Origin of the sequence: Rhodobacter capsulatus, from assembly GCF_003254295.1 — a bacterium.
Classification (GTDB): Bacteria; Pseudomonadota; Alphaproteobacteria; order Rhodobacterales; family Rhodobacteraceae; genus Rhodobacter; species Rhodobacter capsulatus.
The window spans coordinates 1-16,686 of record NZ_QKZO01000001.1; the positions used below are offsets into that span (position 1 = coordinate 1).

At 68.0% G+C, this 16,686-nt stretch carries 13 protein-coding genes, 1 tRNA gene, 2 other RNA genes and 1 pseudogene; 8 read left to right on the forward strand and 9 right to left on the reverse strand.

Annotation, left to right across the window (positions count from 1 at the left end):
• Positions 1-548, forward strand: a pseudogene (locus LY44_RS17765) (sialate O-acetylesterase); the annotation flags it as partial.
• A 657-nt stretch (positions 549-1,205) separates the two neighbouring features.
• Here LY44_RS17765 and LY44_RS00010 read toward each other — a convergent pair.
• Positions 1,206-1,281 (reverse strand) — tRNA-Phe (locus tag LY44_RS00010).
• Between the two features lie 654 nt (positions 1,282-1,935).
• On the opposite strand from LY44_RS00010, the gene LY44_RS00015 reads away from it, so the two are divergent.
• From LY44_RS00015 to LY44_RS00035, 5 genes are all read left to right on the forward strand, one after another.
• Positions 1,936-3,051: a sulfate ABC transporter substrate-binding protein gene (locus LY44_RS00015; RefSeq protein WP_055209408.1), complete on the forward strand. Its 1,116-nt coding sequence runs from the start codon at positions 1,936-1,938 to the stop codon at positions 3,049-3,051.
• Positions 3,052-3,250: 199 nt separating this feature from the next.
• Positions 3,251-4,330 (forward strand): efflux RND transporter periplasmic adaptor subunit, encoded by a 1,080-nt coding sequence (locus tag LY44_RS00020; protein WP_055209406.1) that lies wholly within the window; start codon positions 3,251-3,253, stop codon positions 4,328-4,330.
• Entirely contained in the window at positions 4,327-5,385 is a 1,059-nt protein-coding gene (locus LY44_RS00025) for an efflux RND transporter periplasmic adaptor subunit (protein WP_055209404.1), read from the forward strand. Before LY44_RS00020 ends, LY44_RS00025 begins: the two co-directional genes overlap by 4 nt.
• Positions 5,382-8,465 (forward strand): efflux RND transporter permease subunit, encoded by a 3,084-nt coding sequence (locus LY44_RS00030; RefSeq protein WP_055209402.1) that lies wholly within the window; start codon positions 5,382-5,384, stop codon positions 8,463-8,465. The genes LY44_RS00025 and LY44_RS00030 overlap by 4 nt, the downstream gene beginning before the upstream one ends.
• 274 nt (positions 8,466-8,739) lie before the next feature.
• Entirely contained in the window at positions 8,740-9,249 is a 510-nt protein-coding gene (locus LY44_RS00035) for a hypothetical protein (RefSeq protein ID WP_146707183.1), read from the forward strand.
• Positions 9,250-9,314: 65 nt separating this feature from the next.
• Here LY44_RS00035 and rpmG read toward each other — a convergent pair whose 3' ends face one another.
• The 7 genes from rpmG to gatC all read right to left on the reverse strand — a co-directional run bounded on the left by rpmG (position 9,315) and on the right by gatC (position 14,206).
• Positions 9,315-9,482: a 50S ribosomal protein L33 gene (gene rpmG, locus LY44_RS00040; protein WP_011750518.1), complete on the reverse strand. Its 168-nt coding sequence runs from the start codon at positions 9,480-9,482 to the stop codon at positions 9,315-9,317.
• Between the two features lie 130 nt (positions 9,483-9,612).
• On the reverse strand, positions 9,613-10,323 hold the full coding sequence (locus LY44_RS00045) for a DUF533 domain-containing protein (RefSeq protein ID WP_055209398.1): 711 nt from the start codon (positions 10,321-10,323) through the stop codon (positions 9,613-9,615).
• A 178-nt stretch (positions 10,324-10,501) separates the two neighbouring features.
• An RNA gene (gene rnpB / locus LY44_RS00050) (RNase P RNA component class A) lies at positions 10,502-10,906 on the reverse strand.
• 161 nt (positions 10,907-11,067) lie between these two features.
• The gene (locus tag LY44_RS00055; RefSeq protein ID WP_055209396.1) at positions 11,068-11,757 is read right to left on the reverse strand and encodes an N-acetylmuramoyl-L-alanine amidase; all 690 of its coding nucleotides are present in this window, start codon (positions 11,755-11,757) and stop codon (positions 11,068-11,070) included.
• Positions 11,754-12,431 (reverse strand): hypothetical protein, encoded by a 678-nt coding sequence (locus LY44_RS00060; RefSeq protein ID WP_065118339.1) that lies wholly within the window; start codon positions 12,429-12,431, stop codon positions 11,754-11,756. The genes LY44_RS00055 and LY44_RS00060 overlap by 4 nt, the downstream gene beginning before the upstream one ends.
• 12 nt (positions 12,432-12,443) lie before the next feature.
• Positions 12,444-13,922, reverse strand: coding sequence for an Asp-tRNA(Asn)/Glu-tRNA(Gln) amidotransferase subunit GatA (gatA, locus tag LY44_RS00065; RefSeq protein ID WP_055209392.1), 1,479 nt, complete (start codon positions 13,920-13,922; stop codon positions 12,444-12,446).
• Positions 13,919-14,206 carry an Asp-tRNA(Asn)/Glu-tRNA(Gln) amidotransferase subunit GatC gene (gene gatC / locus LY44_RS00070; protein WP_055209390.1) on the reverse strand — a complete coding sequence of 96 codons (288 nt, stop codon included), beginning with the start codon at positions 14,204-14,206 and terminating at the stop codon, positions 13,919-13,921. Before gatC ends, gatA begins: the two co-directional genes overlap by 4 nt.
• A 114-nt stretch (positions 14,207-14,320) precedes the next feature.
• On the opposite strand from gatC, the gene LY44_RS00075 reads away from it, so the two are divergent.
• Both LY44_RS00075 and ffs read left to right on the forward strand, forming a co-directional pair.
• Complete coding sequence (locus LY44_RS00075) at positions 14,321-15,013, forward strand: metal-dependent hydrolase (protein WP_055209388.1); 693 nt, start codon at positions 14,321-14,323, stop codon at positions 15,011-15,013.
• A 304-nt stretch (positions 15,014-15,317) separates the two neighbouring features.
• An RNA gene (gene ffs, locus LY44_RS00085) (signal recognition particle sRNA small type) lies at positions 15,318-15,416 on the forward strand.
• 42 nt (positions 15,417-15,458) lie between these two features.
• Here the strand turns inward: ffs and LY44_RS00090 are convergent.
• Complete coding sequence (locus LY44_RS00090) at positions 15,459-16,583, reverse strand: hypothetical protein (RefSeq protein ID WP_055209384.1); 1,125 nt, start codon at positions 16,581-16,583, stop codon at positions 15,459-15,461.
• Positions 16,584-16,686: the final 103 nt, after the last annotated feature.

Sequence of the window (16,686 nt, forward strand, 5' to 3'; positions counted from 1 at the left end):
CGAACTTGCTGCCGCAGGTGTTTTGGGATCCGACGGACGCCTACATCCACATGACGGGGGCGGGATATTGGGAGGCCTCCGATCTTGCCTGGGACGCCTACGCAAACGGTGGCGGCTCGGCGGCTGTGGGCGAAGGATGGCAATATGACCGCGAAAACACCGGCGGGTTCGTTTTCGGCCAGTCCCTGCCGCTGGCCGGGTATTTCGGCGCCTTCGTCAAGGACTGGGCGGGGGCATCGTTGCTGGCGATCGTCAACAACAGCACCGACGGCGCTGCCCGCGCCCGATTGCAGGCGCGGGTTGGCGCCAAGTCGGTCAACCTCGAATGCGATCCCGGCAGTGGCGGGCGCCTTGTCTCGACGGACGATTACTGGGAGCTGATCGCCGCGGGTCTGACGCTGGCGGTGTTTCAGGCTCCGGCGGCCGACAACCAGACCAGTGCCACGCTGCTGACGAAGATCGGAGGGGTCACCGTGACCAAGAAAGTCAAGATCGGCGCGGCGGACAGTGGCGGCGCCGGGTATCGCATGCTGCGCATCGACAACTGAGGGGCATGTCTGGCGGTGGCGCCTGATGGCAGGTCTGGGCGGTACCCGCAAGGCTATGCGGCGGGCGCATAGCTTGAACGCATTGCCCGTTTCCGGTGCCAGGCGCGGCCAAAGCGCCGCCTCTGCATGGATTCACCGCGTAAGCCACTGATATTAAATAACTTTGCACTAGGCGCAACAAGATGCGTCAAAAGTGCAAAGTTTCCGCCGCGCCAATGTCGCGACCGCAACGCAAAATCCCAATAAAATAAGGCTTGAATGGGGTTTGCACCGGAGCGTACCGAAGTGACGTGGATAGGAGATCAAGCCTCATGTAGCGATGGCACCGTCATCACCGCGCGGCACAAAGTGCAAAGTTCGAGCGCACGCTGGAAGCCCATAGCAATCATAACGCTATGATCTATCGACACAAATCGTCTGTTACCGGCTATTCCCAGCTGTTCCCGGTTTTTGTCCGATGTACCGGGTGTTTTTGTCGGGTGACAAGACGGCGCAGGCGCACCACGCTACCATCTGCCTATCGAGAGGTATCCGCACATGACGCAAGAAGACCTAGCGAGCGCGGAATGTAGCCCAGATGTAGCCCAGAACCCGGTGAGCACAATAATGCAGCCTCAGCGCTAAAAAAAATTTTGCTTTGTTTTCGTGGGTTTAAAGTGGTGCCCAGAGCCGGAATCGAACCAGCGACACGCGGATTTTCAATCCGCTGCTCTACCAACTGAGCTATCTGGGCACCGGGCCTGCTCGACAAGATCATCAAGCCGGTGTTGGTGCCGGGTTACTAGACGAGGGCGCCGGGACTGTCCAGAGGGTATCGTCACTTTCTTGTGCAAAAAATCGACCGCTCTCAACCGCGCGCGGGCGAAACCGGGACGGAACCTGTCGGAGGTGGCAATGGCGGCTTCCGGGTCGTCACGCCCCCATGTCGTCAAGTCCCAAAGCCGCGTGGAAGATCGCTTCTGCCCCGCCCCCCTTCCGGCGTCTCGCCGTTGCCCGACGCCCCGGCCCCCGCCATCGCGGCCTGCGGGAGGTTCACCGCCCTGAGGCCCGACCTCGCCACCTCCGTTGCCAGATGGTCCCGACCCGTCGTCGCGTCGGGCCAGAGCCCCTCAGGGCGGAGAATAAAATTCCAAAAGCACGACAAAATAAGGCGTGATTATTCCCTTGATAATCACGACTTCACCGGTGGATATTATACGCATCACGCCGATCACCCGCCGGAAAGGAGATGCCGATGATCCGTCCTGTTCAGACCGCTCCCGCCGCAAGCCTGCGCGCGCCGATGCGGGAAATGACCTGCCTCGGCCCGCGCCATCCGGGCCCCCACGCTCCGGGTCCGATCCCGTCCCGCCCGCTTCCGCACCCCCTTTCCTGATCGAGAGACCCCATGCTCACCACGATTTCGCTGTCCCGTCACATCACCGCCCAGGGCCAAAAGACCGCCGACCATGCCGATGGCCGCGTCACCATCGCCGATGGCGCCCGCCGCCTGACCGGCTGGCCGATCGCCCGGATCGCCCGCACCACCAGCGCGCTGGTGGCGCTTTTGCTGGCGGGCCTTGCCGGGGCGCCGCAGCTGCAGGCCGAAACCCTGCTCAACGTCAGCTACGACCCGACGCGCGAACTTTACCGCGAGGTCAACGAGGCCTTCACCGAACACTGGACCGCCGCAGGCCATGACGCGCCGAAGATCGAGACCTCGCATGGCGGCTCGGGGGCGCAGGCGCGCGCGGTGATCGAGGGGCTGAACGCCCAGGTCGTCACCCTGGCGCTGGCCTCCGACATCGACAAGATCGCCAAGGCGGGCAAGCTGCCCGCGGACTGGCAGGGCAAGCTGCCGCACAATTCCTCGCCCTATACCTCGACCATCGTGTTTCTGGTGCGCGAGGGCAATCCGAAGGGGATCACCGACTGGGGCGATCTGGTCAAGGAGGGGGTCGAGGTGATCACGCCCAATCCGAAGACCTCGGGGGGCGCGCGGTGGAACTATCTGGCCGCCTGGGCCTGGGCGGAAAAGAACGGTCAGGATCCGAAGGCCTTCCTGCAGGATCTTTTCGCCCATGTGCCGGTCCTTGACAGCGGCGCGCGGGGGGCGACGACGACCTTTGCCCAGCGCGGCATCGGCGATGTGCTGCTGGCCTGGGAAAACGAGGCCTACCTGTCGCTGAAGGAACTGGGCGAGGATCAGTTCGACATCGTCGTGCCCTCGGTCTCGGTTCTGGCCGAGCCGCCCGTGGCGCTGGTCGAAGGCAACATCGCCAATGACGCCCAGAAGGAACTGGCGACGGCCTATCTGGACTTCCTTTACAGCCCCGAGGGCCAGGCGATCGCCTACAAGAACTTCTACCGCGCCTGGGATGCCTCGAAAGCCGATCCGGCCGATGTGGCGCGGTTCCCGAAGCTCGAACTGGTGGACATCGCGCATTTCGGCGGCTGGGCCAAGGCGCAGCCCGAGCATTTCGGCGACGGCGGCCTCTTCGACCAGATCTACACCGCGAAATAAGCCCGGCCCCGGCCCGGCTTGCGGCCCGGCTTGCGGCGCCCCTTGGGGGGCGCCTTCGGTTTTGTCGCAACGGCATGGGGGCTTGCGCGCATCAACGCTTCCTTGTCGGTTTTCCTGCCCTATGATCGCGCGAACGTTCGGCAAGAGCGTCCCGAATCAATCCGTCCGACGCCCGGAACCGCGACAAAAGGGAGAGACGATGCGCAAGACGGCGTGGCAAGGCCCCGCCCTTCCGGTCCTTGTGCTGGCAGGCCTGATCCCCTTCGCCCCTCCCCTGTCCGCCGAAACGCCGCTGGCGGTCGAGGTCGTGACCGCCCATACCGCGCCGGTCTTCGTGCATTTCGAGCTGTCGGGCAGCATCGAGGCGGCCGAGGCGGTGCCCGTGGGCTTTCGCGCCGGCGGGCGGATCGTCGCGCTGAAGGTGCAGGTGGGCGATCAGGTGCAGGCAGGCCAGGTGCTGGCCGAGCTGGACCCGACCCAGGCCGCCGCGACGCTGCGCGGCGCCAAGGCGCAGGCCGATGCGGCGGCGGCGATGCTGACCCAGGCGGAACAGGCGCGGAGCCGGGCGGCAGAGCTGACCCAGCGCGGCGCGGCGACCCAGGCCGCGCTGGATGCCGCGACCGAGGCGGCGCTGTCCGCCCGCTCGGCCCAGGATCAGGCCCAGGCCGCGCTGGCCAAGGCCCGGCAGACGCTGACCGATTGCACCCTGACCGCCCCCGCCGCGGGGATCGTCACCGCCCGCTCGGCCGAGCCCGGCCAGATCGTCGGCGCGGCGCAGACGGTGCTGACGCTCGCCCGCGACGGCGCCCGCGAAGCCGTGCTGTACGTTCCCGATTTCCCCGCGCTCGACCGCTTTCGCGACCGCCGCGTGACGCTGCGCCCGGTCGAGGGGACCGGCCCCGTCATGGAGGCGGTGGTGACCGAGATCGCGCCCCTCGTCGCGGGCGCCACCGGCACCGTGCGGGTCAAGGGCAAGCTGCGCGAGGACGCCCCCGCCCCGGGGCTGGGCACCGCGATCGTCGCCGTGCTGGATCTGCCGCTCGGCTCGGCGATGGGGCTGCCCTGGACGGCGCTGGTGACGAAGGATGGCGGCCCCGCGGTCTGGACGATCGATCCGAAAACCCGGCGCGCCACGCTGCGCCCGGTGCGGATCTCGCGCTATACCGACCGCGGCATCGATGTCGCCGAGGGCCTCTCCGAAGGGGCGCTGGTCGTCGCCCGCGGCGCGCATCTGCTTTACCCCGGCCGCGCCGTCCGGCCGACGGAGACGACGCCATGATCCGCCCGCTCTCGCTTCTCCTGCTGGCGCTTGCCCCTGCCATCCCCCCTGCCCCCGCGCTTGCCGAGGCGCTGGTCCGCCCGGTGGTGTCGGAAATCGTCACCGGCTCGGCGATCGCCACGCGCGATTTTCCCGGCGTGATCGCGGCCGAGGTGGAAACCACGCTCGGCTTTCAGACCGCGGGCCGGATCGAGACCCGGCCGGTCAATCTGGGCGATGCGGTCACGGCCGGGCAGGTGCTGGCGACGCTCGATCAGGTGACGCTGGCCGAGGATGTCGCCGCCGCCGAGGCCGGTCTGCGCGCGGCCCGGGCCGAGGCGGATTTCGCCCGGCAAAGCCTTGAGAGGGCACAGGAATTGCAACGCCGCGGGGTGGCGCCGCTGGCCACGCTCGAAGCCGCCGCGGCCAAGGCCGCCGCCGCCCGCGCCGCGGTCGACCGCGCCCGCGCCGATCTGAGCCGGGCGCGCGATGCCGAACGTTTCGGCCGCATGAGCGCGCCTTCGGCGGGCGTCGTCAGCCAGATCCTGGCCGAGCCCGGCGCCGTCGTCACCCCGGGCACGCCGGTTCTGCGTCTGGCCACCGCCGCCGGGCGCGAGGCGGTGATCGACGTGCCCGACGAGATGCTGGCCGTGCTGCCGAAAGACGCCCGCTTCACCATCGAGACCCGCGGCGACGGCCCGCAGACCCTGCCCGGGCGGCTGCGGCTGATCGAGCCGGTCGCCGATGCCTCGACCCGGGCGCATCGGCTGCGGATCTCGCTGGAGGGCGGCGGTCAGGCGCTGCGGCTGGGCACGCTGGTCACCGCGCGGCTCGATCTGCCCGAGGCGCCGCTTCTGACCCTGCCCTTGGCCGCGATCCGCCCCGACACCGACCCGCCGCAGGTCTGGCGCCTTGGCCCGGACCGGCGCGCCGAAGCGGTGCCGGTGACGCTTGGCCAACGCCTTGACGACCGTGTCGTGATCACCTCGGGCCTGACTGCGGGCGACGAGGTGGTGATCCGCGGCATCCGCTCGATCACGCCGGGCCAATCTCTCGGACCAAGGGTATCGCCATGAAGTTCAACCTGTCCGACTGGGCTTTGCGGCATCGCTCGATGGTCTGGTATCTGATCCTCGTCTCGCTTGTGGCGGGGGTTCTGGCCTATCGCGACCTTGGCCGCGAGGAAGACCCCTCCTTCACCATCAAGATCATGATCGTCACCGCGATCCTGCCCGGCGCCGCCGCCGAGGAGACGCGCGAACAGGTCACCGACCGGATCGAGAAGAAGCTGCAGGAACTGCCGAACCTGAAGTTCACCCGCTCGGAAACCTTTCCGGGCCGCGCCGTGGTGCAGCTGGAACTGACCCCCGAAACAAGGGGCGAGGCGGTGACGCGCACCTGGCAGAAGGTGCGCAACATGATGGCCGACATCCGCCCGGATTTCCCGGCGGAATTCGCGGGGTTCTATTTCAACGACAGTTTCGGCGATGTCTATGGCTCGATCTATGCCTTCACCGCCGACGGGTTTTCGCCGCAGGAGGTGAAGACCCGGGTGGAAAAGGTCCGCTCGGCGGTGCTGACGCTGAAGGCGGCGGGCAAGGTCGAGCTGATCGGCACGCAAGACCCTGTTGTCCATGTCGAATTTTCCGCCCGCAAGCTCGCCGCGCTGGGGCTGGATCAGGCGCAGGTGCTGGGAACCCTTGCCGCGCAGAACGCCATCGTGCCCTCGGGCGTGATCCGCACCGCCGACGAGCTGATCGCGGTGCGGATGTCGGGGCGCTTTGCCGATGCCGCCGAACTGGCCGCGGCGCCCTTGCGGGTGGGCGAGATCTTCTTTCGGCTCTCCGATGTCGCCACCGTCCGCGCGGGCTTTGCCGACCCGCCCGACACCCTCTTTCGCTACAACGGCCAGCCCGCAGTGGGGCTGATCATCGGCATGAAACAGGGCGCCAACATCCTTGAGTTCGGCGCCGAGCTGACCGCGGTGATGGACCGGGTGGCGGCCGAATTGCCGGTCGGCATCACCCTGCACAAGGTCGCCGATCAGCCGCAGGTGGTCGAGCAATCGGTGAACCATTTCCTGCGCGCGCTGGCCGAGGCGGTGGCGATCGTGCTTCTGGTCTCGTTCGTCTCGCTCGGCTGGCGGGCGGGACTTGTGGTGACGATGTCGATCCCGCTGGTGCTGGCGCTGACCTTCGTCATTCTGGAGGCGATGGGGGTGACGCTGCAGCGGATTTCGCTGGGCGCGCTGATCATCGCGCTGGGGCTTCTGGTCGATGATGCGATGATCGCCATCGAAACGATGATCGCGCGGCTGGAGGCCGGGGACACGATCGCGAAAGCCGCCTCGCATGCCTGGACCTCGATCGCCTTTCCGATGCTCTCGGGCACCTTGGTCACCGTCGCGGGCTTCATTCCGATCGGGCTGAATTCCAGCCAGGCCGGGGAATACACGCTGTCGCTCTTTTACGTCATCGCGATTTCGCTGATGCTGAGCTGGGTCGTCGCCGTGCTGTTTGCGCCCTTGATCGGCGCCAGTTTCCTGCCGAAGACGATGCCGCATCACGACGCCACCCCGGGTCGGCTGCGGCGCGGCTTTCACGCGCTGTTGCGGGGCGCGATGCGGGCGCGCTGGCTGACCATCGTGCTCACCGTCGCGCTTTTTGGCGCCTCGCTTTACGGCATGCGCCAGATCGAGCAGCAATTCTTCCCCGCCTCGGACCGGCCGGAATTGCTGATCGACGTGACGATGCGGCAGAATTCGGCGATTGCGGCGACCGACGGCGCGATGGCAGAGCTTGACCGCTGGCTCGCCACCCGCCCCGAGGCCGCCTATTGGACAACCTATGTCGGCCGCTCCGCGCCGCGGTTCCTGCTCTCGCTTGACGCGCCGACGCCGGTGCCCTTCATCGGCCAGATCGTGGTGATGACGACGGGGCTCGAGGAGCGCAACGCACTGCGGCAGGCGCTGGCGGATCATGCCGCGAAACTGCCCGGGGTCGATGTGTTCTCGAAGCTGATCGAGCTGGGGCCGCCGGTCGGCAAGCCGGTGCAATACCGTCTGATGGGGCCGGACCGCGGCCTGTTGCTGACCGAGGCGCGGCGGCTGGCCGAGCGGCTGGCGCAGGATCCGCGGCTGTCGAACATCACGCTCGACGAGGGCGAGCCGGTGCGGGTTGCCCGCGTCGTGCTGGATCAGGAGCGGCTGCGCCAGCTTGGTCTGACGCAAAAGGACGTGGCGCAGGCGCTGCAGACGCTGTTCGAGGGCGTCACCATCACCGAATTGCGCGACGGTCAGACGCTGGTCGATGTGCTCGCCCGCGGCGCCGAGGCGGACCGCTCGCGGGTGGGCTCGCTCGCCTCGCTGCAGCTGCCCTCGCCCTCGGGGGTGCCGGTGCCGCTGCTCAGCTTCGCGACGCTCGATTGGCAGATGGAGGCGCCGGTGCTGCATGCCCGCAACCGGGTGCCGACGATCACCGTCAAGGCCGCGGTGGTGGGGGCGAACCAGCCCGCCACGGTGACCCGCGATCTGGCCCCGGCGATTGCCGAGCAGATGGCGCGGCTGCCCGCCGGAACCACGATCGAGCCGGGCGGCGTCGCGGAATCCAGCGGCGAAAGCCAGGCGCCGATCGTCGCCGTCGTGCCCTTGATGGTGCTGATCATCCTCACCCTTGTGATGGTGCAGATGCAAAGCTTCCGGCTGATGTTCATCGTTCTGGCGGTGGCGCCCCTGGGCCTGATCGGCGTCGTCGCGGCCATGCTGCCCTCGGGGCAACCGCTTGGCTTCGTGGCGATTCTGGGCGTGCTGGCGCTGGTCGGCATCCTGATCCGCAATTCGCTGATCCTGATGGCCGAGGTCGAGGTGCTGATCGGCGCCGGGAAAAGCCGCTGGGACGCGGTCTTCGAGGCCTCCGACAGCCGGGCGCGGCCGATCCTGCTCACCGCCGCCGCCGCCTCGCTGGCGCTGATCCCGATCTCGCGCGAGGTGTTCTGGGCGCCGATGGCCTTTGCGATGATGGGGGGGATCATCGCGGGCACGCTGGTGACGCTGGTCTTCGCACCTGCGCTTTATTGCGCCGTGTTCCGCGTGCCCGCGCCGCCGCGACCGCCCCGCCCGCCGCGTCCCGAACCCGAGGCGCTGCCCGGGCGGCCTTAACACCCCGTTCACCAATTCCTGTCATCCTCGGGCATGTTTTGCCCGAGGCCCGCTCATGCTGACGCCCCTGCCTCTGCCCACCGCCCCCAGCCCGCTGCCCGCGGGGACGCACTCCCTGCCGCTGCCGCACGGGGCCCAGACCGTCCGACAGGGGCCGATCCCCCTGCCCGATCTGCCGGACCTGCCTGATGCGGCCCCGACGCCCCAGCCCCGCCCGGGCCCCGCGGCCGAGATGCCGCTGCCGGGCGCCACAGCAGACCGCGCGGCATCCCTGATGGCGCGGGCCACCGCGCTCTCGGCCGAGGCGCTGGCCACCGCCACAACCACCGCCACCACGGCCCCGCAAGGCGGCGCCGCCACGCCGATGTCGCTGGTGGCGGCACAGATGCTGGTCGACCCCACGGCGCTGCAGGCGGTTCTGGCGCAACAGGCGGCCACCCGCGCCCTGCCCGGCGCGCAGCACCGCCGCGCGCCCCATTCCGACGATCCGCCCGCGCCGCTGCTGGCCGCCACGGACGACAGTTTCGATCCCCATGCCCCGCATCCGCCGCCGGTCCCGCCCGGCGCGCAGGGCACCCGGGCCCCGCCCGACAGCGACGGGCCCGAAGCCATCGCCCAGCCGACCGGGCGCAAGCGTCAGCAGGATCCGGCGCCGCTTCCGGCGCATCGGACCGATCTTGCCGCGCCGCCGCCCTTTGGCGATCTGGCCGCGCGCCCAACCCTCTGGGTGCTGGCGGGGGCGGTCTTCACCGGCGTCTTCGTGCTGGCGCTGCTCCTGATCTGACCGCCGCGCGGCAAAGCAAAAGGCCGCCCCGAAGGACGGCCTGAACCCTTGCGGTCCGCAAGATCTTACTTGATCTTGCCTTCCTTGTATTCGACGTGCTTGCGCACGACCGGGTCATATTTGTTCACCGTCATTTTCTCGGTCATGGTGCGGGCATTCTTCTTGGTCACATAGAAGTGCCCGGTGCCCGCCGTCGAGTTCAGACGGATCTTGATCGTCGTCGGCTTCGCCATTCTCAGTCTCCCAGAGTCGGATGCGCCTGCATCCGCGAAATCCTTGAAGCCTGCCTTTTAGTCAGCCGCCGCGCGGAGTCAACCGCAAAGGCGCGCGACGGCGCGTTTTTTCGCAGCCTCCCGGGCCGGATCACACCGCGGGCTTGCCCATGCCCAGATGCACCTGCGCCACGGTCTCGGGATCGAGCGCCAAAGCCGCCGCAAGGCTGCGCAGATAGGTCTTTTCCGCCTCGGTATCGACGGTGATCGCCATCAGCGCGGCGGAATAGACCTGCACCCGCGCCGCCTCGTGGACATCGCTCGCCAGCCCGACAATGTCGATCGGCCGATCCAGCTCGGCCTGCACGAAGGCCACTTCCTCCGCGCTCGCCTCGCCCAGATGCGCCAGGATCTGCGCCCGTTCCGCGTCATCGATCGTGCCATCGGCCTTGGCGGCCTGAATCATCGCGCGGATCATCAGCTTGGCGTGCTCCTCGGCGCCCGCCGCCACCGCCGGATCGGCCAAAGCCGTGCTCAGCATGTCGCCCAGCCCCTTCGCCCCGGTCCCCGCCGCCGCACTCATCGAGCCCAGCATCGCGCCGATATTCGTCTGCGCCGTCTCGGTCGCCGCCGCGGCCTGGGTGCCGAAATTCGCCAGCATCCGGCTGACCGTCTCCTTGCCGCCCGGAACGCCCATCCGGACCGCCCAGTCGCCCATCTGCTCGGCCATGCCGCCGGGCTTGCCCGCATCGCGCAGCGCGCCCTTCATCGCGTCGATCCCGCCCGCCTGCTGGAATTTCTGCACGCCCTTGGCGGCGGCGAAACCCACCGCCAGCGTGGCCAATGTCTTGACGAAACTCATCCCGTTCCTCCCGGTTTGATGGTGTCGATCCGGCCCGGATCGCGCCCGGAGGCGACCGATCGCGTCGCTCTGCCGCCGCTTGCCTTCGGCTCTCAATCTCGGGGCACATCCGCCGCGGTTCAAGAGGAATCACGCCAAAGCGAAAAGACCCGCAGGCCGCCGCCCCGAAAGGCGGCAGGCGCGCGGAAGACCTGTAAGCCGGATTTTGTCCGGGGTTGCCCCCTGGATGACCATTCCTCTGGGTCTGCGGTCACCCGCAGCCTCAAGCCGCCAACCCGGACACCTCGGGGCGAAGCTCCCCTGCCGTCCCCCGTTTCCGGTTGCGGCGCGGCATCCCTATTCGGCGTTGCTCCCGGTGGGGCTTGCCGTGCCGGTCCTGTTGCCAGTCCCGCGGTGGGCTCTTACCCCACCGTTTCACCCTTACCCTGCAAGCAGGGCGGTCTCTTCTCTGTGGCGCTTTCCCTGGGGTTGCCCCCGCCGGGCGTTACCCGGCACCGTTGCTTCATGGAGTCCGGACTTTCCTCGGCCGCCCAGCTATCCGCGAAACGGAGCTATGGGCCGCCGCGGTCATCCGGTCTTCCGCGCCCGGCCCTGATACGCCGCGCCCCGGACAAAGGTCAATGGGGGCTCCGCCCCCATACCCCCGGGATATTTGGAGCAAGATGAAGGGAAGGCCGGGTTTGGCTTTCATCTTGCCGCAAATATCCCGGGGGGAGGCGCAGCCGGGGGGCAGAGCCCCCCGCCTCAGCTGGACCGCCAGGCGCCGCCATCCGAGCCGAAGCGCAAGGCCAGATCGTTGATCATCGCGATGTCGGTGGCGTCAAGCGGGCCTTCGTGCCGCGGCCGGAAGCGCAGCCGGAACGCCGCAAGCAGCACCTCGACCTGCGCCTCGGGATAGCCGAAGGTCTCGGCCAGAGCGAGGAAGGCGTCCGGCGTGACGGGTGGCAGACGGCCTTCAGGCGCGGGCCAGATCGCCAGATCCTGCCGGGCAAGCCGCGCCCAGTCGAACCGCGGGCCGGGGTCGATCTTGCGCCCGGGCGCGCAGTCGGAATGGGCGATCACCGCCTCGGGGCCAAGGCCCCAGCGCGCCATGATCTCGGGCAAGAGCCGTTCCAAAGCCGCCATCTGCGGCTCGGGGAAGGGCGCGTCGCCGGAATTGGCCAGTTCGATCCCGATCGAGCGGGAATTGATGTCGCCCTGCCCCATCCAGCCGCCCGCCCCGGCGTGCCAGGCGCGAAAGCGTTCCGGAACAAGGGCTTGCACACTGCCATCCTCGGCGATCAGCCAATGCGCCGAAACCTCGGCCGCCGGATCGCAGAGCCGGGCCCGCGCCGCGGCGCAGCTTTCCATGCCGGTGTAATGCAGAACGATCAGCTCGGGCTGCGCGCCGCCGCGCCGCTCTCCGAAATTCGGAGAGGCGGGGGCCTCGGTCACTTCCGCGCCGCCTGGAAGGGGCGCGGATCCCAGGCGCAGGCAAAGCCGTCGCCATCGGGATCAAGGTTGCCCGGGTCCTTGACCGGGCCGCCCTTTTCCAGAAACGCCCGCTGCGCCAGATCGGAGGAGACGAATTTCGCGCAGGCCTTCTCGGTCGAGGTCATCTTGAAGCCGTTGCGCTCATAGACCTTCTGGCCAAGCCTGTTCGTTGCGGCCAGCGCATAGGCGGCCAGGTTCGGCCCCGCCGCGCCCTGCGTCGTCATGTCGGTGACCGGCGCGGGCCGGGTGCCATCGAAATGCGACATCGCATCCATCGGCAGGCCGGGCGCGCGCGGCTGGCCGTTCACGCCAACATATTCGCCGGTCGCCGGATTGACCGGGGCCGGGCCGGGGCTTGAGGGCGCGGTGGCGCGCAGCGCGGCGATCGCATCGGCGCCGATCGTGCCCTGCGTCGTCTTTGCCGCCGCCGCATCGAGCGCCGCGGTCGAGCTTGCGGGCGCCCCGGGCGCGGGCAGGGTGGTGGCGCTCAGCGGCGCCCCCTGCAGGGCGGCTTCGCGCTGCTGCTGATAGCTTTGATAGTCGCCAAAGCCCACGCCCGCCGCCGAATTCGGCACCGAGGGCTCGCAAGCCGCCAGCGCCAGCCCCATCAGAACGAACCCGCCTGCCCTGCGCATCGCCTTATCTCCTTACCACCATTTCACCGGTTTCGCGGCAAAGCCCGCGGCTTTTTCCAGCACCAGCGCCTGATTGAGCAGATCGCCCTCTTCCCAGGGACGGCCGATCAGCTGCAGCCCCATCGGCAGGCCCTTGGCATCCAGCCCCACCGGCACCGAAATGCCGGGCAGACCGGCCAGGTTCACGGTGACGGTGAAGACGTCATTGAGATACATCTCGACCGGGTCGGCATCCTTCATCTCGCCCAGCCCGAAGGCCGAGGACGGCGTCGCGGGCGTCAGGATCGAATCGATCCCGGCGGCAAAAGCCTGATCGAAGTCCTGCTTGATCAGCGCCCGCACCCGGCGCGCGCGGTTGTAATAGGCGTCATAGAAGCCGGCCGACAGCACATAGGTGCCGATCATCACGCGGCGCTGCACCTCGGGGCCAAAGCCCTCGGCGCGGGTCTTTTCATACATGTCGACGATGCCCTCGCCCGCCGACAGCTTCGCGCGGTGGCCGTAGCGCACGCCATCATAGCGCGCGAGGTTCGAGGAGGCCTCGGCGGGCGCGATGACATAATAGGCGGGCAGCGCGTATTTCGTATGCGGCAGCGAGATTTCAACGATTTCCGCGCCCGCATCGCGGAGCATCGCCGCGCCGTCAGACCAAAGCTTTTCGATCTCGGCGGGCATGCCCTCCATGCGGTATTCGCGCGGAATGCCGATCTTCTTGCCGCGGATGTCGCCACTCAGCGCCGCTTCGAAATCCGGCACCGGGATATCGGCGCAGGTCGAATCCTTGGCGTCGTTCGAGGCCATGGTGGAGAGCATGATCGCCGCATCGCGCACCGATTTCGTCATCGGCCCGGCTTGGTCGAGCGAGGAGGCGAAGGCGACGACGCCCCAGCGCGAGACCCGGCCATAGGTCGGCTTGATGCCGACGATGCCGGTGAAGGCGGCGGGCTGGCGGATCGAGCCGCCGGTGTCGGTGCCGGTCGCGGCCAGGCACAGATCGGCGGCCACCGCGGCGGCCGAGCCGCCCGAGGAGCCCCCCGGCGTCAATTGCCGGTCATCAACTTTCCACGGGCTGACGACGGGACCATAGCAGGCGGTTTCGTTGCTCGACCCCATGGCGAATTCGTCCATGCTGAGTTTCCCCAGCATCACCGCGCCCGCATCCCAGAGGTTCTGCGTCACGGTCGATTCATATTCCGGCTTGAAGCCCTCGAGGATGCGCGAGGCGGCTTGCGAGGCAACGCCCTTGGTGCAGAACAAGTCCTTGATCCCAAGCGGAATCCCGCACATCGCCGGGGCATCGCCCGCCTTGATCCGGGCATCGGCGGCCTTCGCCTGCGCCAGCGCGATCTCGGGGGTTTTCGCGCAAAACGCATTCAGCGCGCCCGCGGCGTCGATCTCGGCCAGGCAGGCCTCGGTGATCTCGACCGAGGTCACTTCGCCCGCCTTCAGCGCATCGCGGGCGGCGGCGATCGTCAGTTTGTTCAGGCTCATTCGACCACCTTCGGCACGGCAAAGAAACCCTCGCGGGCATCGGGGGCGTTTTTCAGCACGGCTTCGGGATAGTTGCCGTCCGTGACCACATCCGCGCGCCGTTTCAGCCGCATCGGCGTGACCGAGGTCATCGGCTCGATGCCGTCGACGTTCACTTCGTTGAGCTGTTCCATGAAGGTGAGGATGCCCGAGAGCTGCTCGGCCAGTTTCGGCAGGTCGGTTTCGGGCACGCGGATCCGCGCCAGATGCGCCACCTTGCGGGCGGTGTCGATGTCGATGGACATGGGTTGCTCCGGTTGACTTGGGCCGGGTTTAGCGTCCGGGGGCGGGTGATTCAAGCGCCGCTTCCCTTTGGGCGCGCCTGCGCTAGACTTTGCGCGGAAAATGGGAGGAGCGGCATGAAACTGACATGGTTCGGGCATTCCGGGTTCCGGCTTCAGATCGAGGGCGCGGTGATCCTGATCGACCCCTGGCTGAGCGGCAATCCGATGTTCCCGATGGACCAGCGGGCCGAGGCGCTGGCGGGGGCGACGCATATCTTGCTGACGCATGGGCATGGCGATCATTCCGCCGACACGCTTTCGCTGGCGCGCGAGCTGGGCGTGCCGGTTGTGGGCATCTATGACACGATCAGCCATTGGGAAGCGGCCGAGGGGATCGCGGGCGTGGGTTTCAACAAGGGCGGCACCGTCGATCTGGCGGGCGCCAGGGTGACGATGGTGCCCGCCTCGCATTCCTCTTCGATGAGCGGTCCGACGGGGCCGGTCTATGCCGGGACCGAGTCGGGCTACATGATCGCGGGCGAGGGTCGGATGATCTATCTCTCGGGCGACACCGGGATTTCGGCGGACATGGGCTGGATGGGGGACTATTTCCGCCCCGACATCGGGATTCTCTCCTGTGGCGGGCATTTCACCATGGACATGAAGGCCGCCGCCTGGGCCGCGAAGAAATACTTCGATTTCAAGGTGGTGGTGCCGTGTCATTACCGCACTTTCCCGCTTCTGGAGCAATCCGCCAAGGTGCTGGCCGAGGGCCTGCCCGGCGTGCAGGTGATCGAACCCGAGGTTCTGCTGCCGATCGCGCTGTGAGCGCGCCGCCGGATCGGGCGGACCAGGAAACGCACGGCGTTTCCCCGCCCGCCGCGACCACGGTTCATCACGACCGTTTCCCCAAGCACACCAGAGGCCGGTGCCCGGCCCGGCGGGCGAGAAGCGCCCGCCATGGGCGGGACGGGCGCTGGCCGGGGGCCTTTGCCCCCCCGACCGGCTCGGGGTCAGTGTGCCGCGTGACCTCGGCGATGGCCTCGGTCAGATCCAAGGTCAGATCGGACACCATTTCGGCCCGCTGCACAGCCCGCTTGCAAGCGCCGTCATCCGCCCTTATATGAGCCCTTGAGAGGTTGGCGCGGGCGAGCGCCTCGCCAACCCGGTCAGGTCCGGAAGGAAGCAGCCGCAACGAGCCCCGCTTGGGTCGATGTCCAGCCTCTCACCCCTCCCCCCTTCAGCGAAATTCAGACGCCCCGCCCGGGCGCGATCAGCCGTAGCTCTGCCTGATCCGGCACAGGACCTCGGCCACCGCGCGCGGATCGGCGGAGAGATCGGCGGTGGAAATCCCGAACTCGGCCGCATGAGCGGAGAGTTTCGCCAGCTCCTCGTCGCTGAAGCGCAGCAGATCCGCCTCGCTCCGAATCCCGGTCCCGGCTTTGGCCTCCGGTTCGGGGAAGGGACGGCCCAGCCGCGCCTCGGCCCAGCCGAAGATGTGGCTGTTCACCGCACGCGCCTTGTCGCGCAACTCCGGATGCAGCTCGAAGGGCACATCCTGCAGACGGCCCAGATCTTCGGCAAACTTGTGCTCAACCCTCCGCGGCCCGCGGTTGGCAAAGGGACAGTCGCCGAGGCGGCGATAGGTGTAAAGCAGCTTGACCGCCAGTTGCGACATGCCTTGGTTGCTGTCGATCCGCGTGAACGCGCCCGGATCGACCCCCAGCAGCGAGAAGAAATGCCGGACCACGCTGCCCTCGGGAAAGCTTGCCCGGTCATAGATGAAGACCTGCACCCGCTCCCGCCCGACGCGGCGATCCAGCGTCTCGACGACGGCGTGATGGGTCAGGGGCAGCACGGTCGCTTCGGCAGGCGCGAACACTGGATTGGGCGGCATCCGGAGCTTGAGAATCTCCTGATAGCTGGAGCGCAGATAGGCGGCGGGCTCGCGGATATAGCCGATGAACTCCGGCTCGACCGGCAGATCCTGAAAGAACGCGAGCATCATGTCGACCTCTTCCGGCACGAAGGAAGAGATGGATTCGGCCGACAGGATCAACGGCCCCTCGGGACGGGCCGCGATCCCCTCGAGGATGATCCGGCGCAAATGCGTCCGCGCCCAGTCCCGCATCGCGGGCAGATCCGCGCGGGTCGCTTCGCTGGCGCGGATCGAGAGCAGCTTCTCCGGCAGCAGGAAGGCGTTTTGCATCATCGCAGAGCTGTTCGGATGCCCGCAAAAAAGAAAGACGAACCCGTTCTTCGGGTCATTGCCCGCCTGCAGCGTTTCCTGAATCGAGGAACTGCCGGTCTTGTGGCCGCCAAAATGCACGACAAGTCGGGTGCGGCGGCCGGACGGCGCGCTGCCCTCGTGCAACCCGAAGGTCGTGGTATCCGTCATGCCAGCTGTCCCCGATCACGAATGTCGACGCCAATGTCGCTTTTCCCGAGCGATCGATGCCGCCCCGATCCCCGGAGCCCCCCGGGCGGAAGGCATCGACCGC

Bases quoted from the DNA above. Each gene is read 5' to 3' on its own strand.
- LY44_RS00015 (WP_055209408.1), top strand. From the start codon at position 1,936: ATGCTCACCACGATTTCGCTGTCCCGTCACATCACCGCCCAGGGCCAA.
- LY44_RS00020 (WP_055209406.1), top strand. From the start codon at position 3,251: ATGCGCAAGACGGCGTGGCAAGGCCCCGCCCTTCCGGTCCTTGTGCTG.
- LY44_RS00025 (WP_055209404.1), top strand. From the start codon at position 4,327: ATGATCCGCCCGCTCTCGCTTCTCCTGCTGGCGCTTGCCCCTGCCATC.
- LY44_RS00030 (WP_055209402.1), top strand. From the start codon at position 5,382: ATGAAGTTCAACCTGTCCGACTGGGCTTTGCGGCATCGCTCGATGGTC.
- LY44_RS00035 (WP_146707183.1), top strand. From the start codon at position 8,740: ATGGCGCGGGCCACCGCGCTCTCGGCCGAGGCGCTGGCCACCGCCACA.
- rpmG (WP_011750518.1), bottom strand. From the start codon at position 9,482: ATGGCGAAGCCGACGACGATCAAGATCCGTCTGAACTCGACGGCGGGC.
- LY44_RS00045 (WP_055209398.1), bottom strand. From the start codon at position 10,323: ATGAGTTTCGTCAAGACATTGGCCACGCTGGCGGTGGGTTTCGCCGCC.
- LY44_RS00060 (WP_065118339.1), bottom strand. From the start codon at position 12,431: ATGCGCAGGGCAGGCGGGTTCGTTCTGATGGGGCTGGCGCTGGCGGCT.
- gatA (WP_055209392.1), bottom strand. From the start codon at position 13,922: ATGAGCCTGAACAAACTGACGATCGCCGCCGCCCGCGATGCGCTGAAG.
- gatC (WP_055209390.1), bottom strand. From the start codon at position 14,206: ATGTCCATCGACATCGACACCGCCCGCAAGGTGGCGCATCTGGCGCGG.
- LY44_RS00075 (WP_055209388.1), top strand. From the start codon at position 14,321: ATGAAACTGACATGGTTCGGGCATTCCGGGTTCCGGCTTCAGATCGAG.
- LY44_RS00090 (WP_055209384.1), bottom strand. From the start codon at position 16,583: ATGACGGATACCACGACCTTCGGGTTGCACGAGGGCAGCGCGCCGTCC.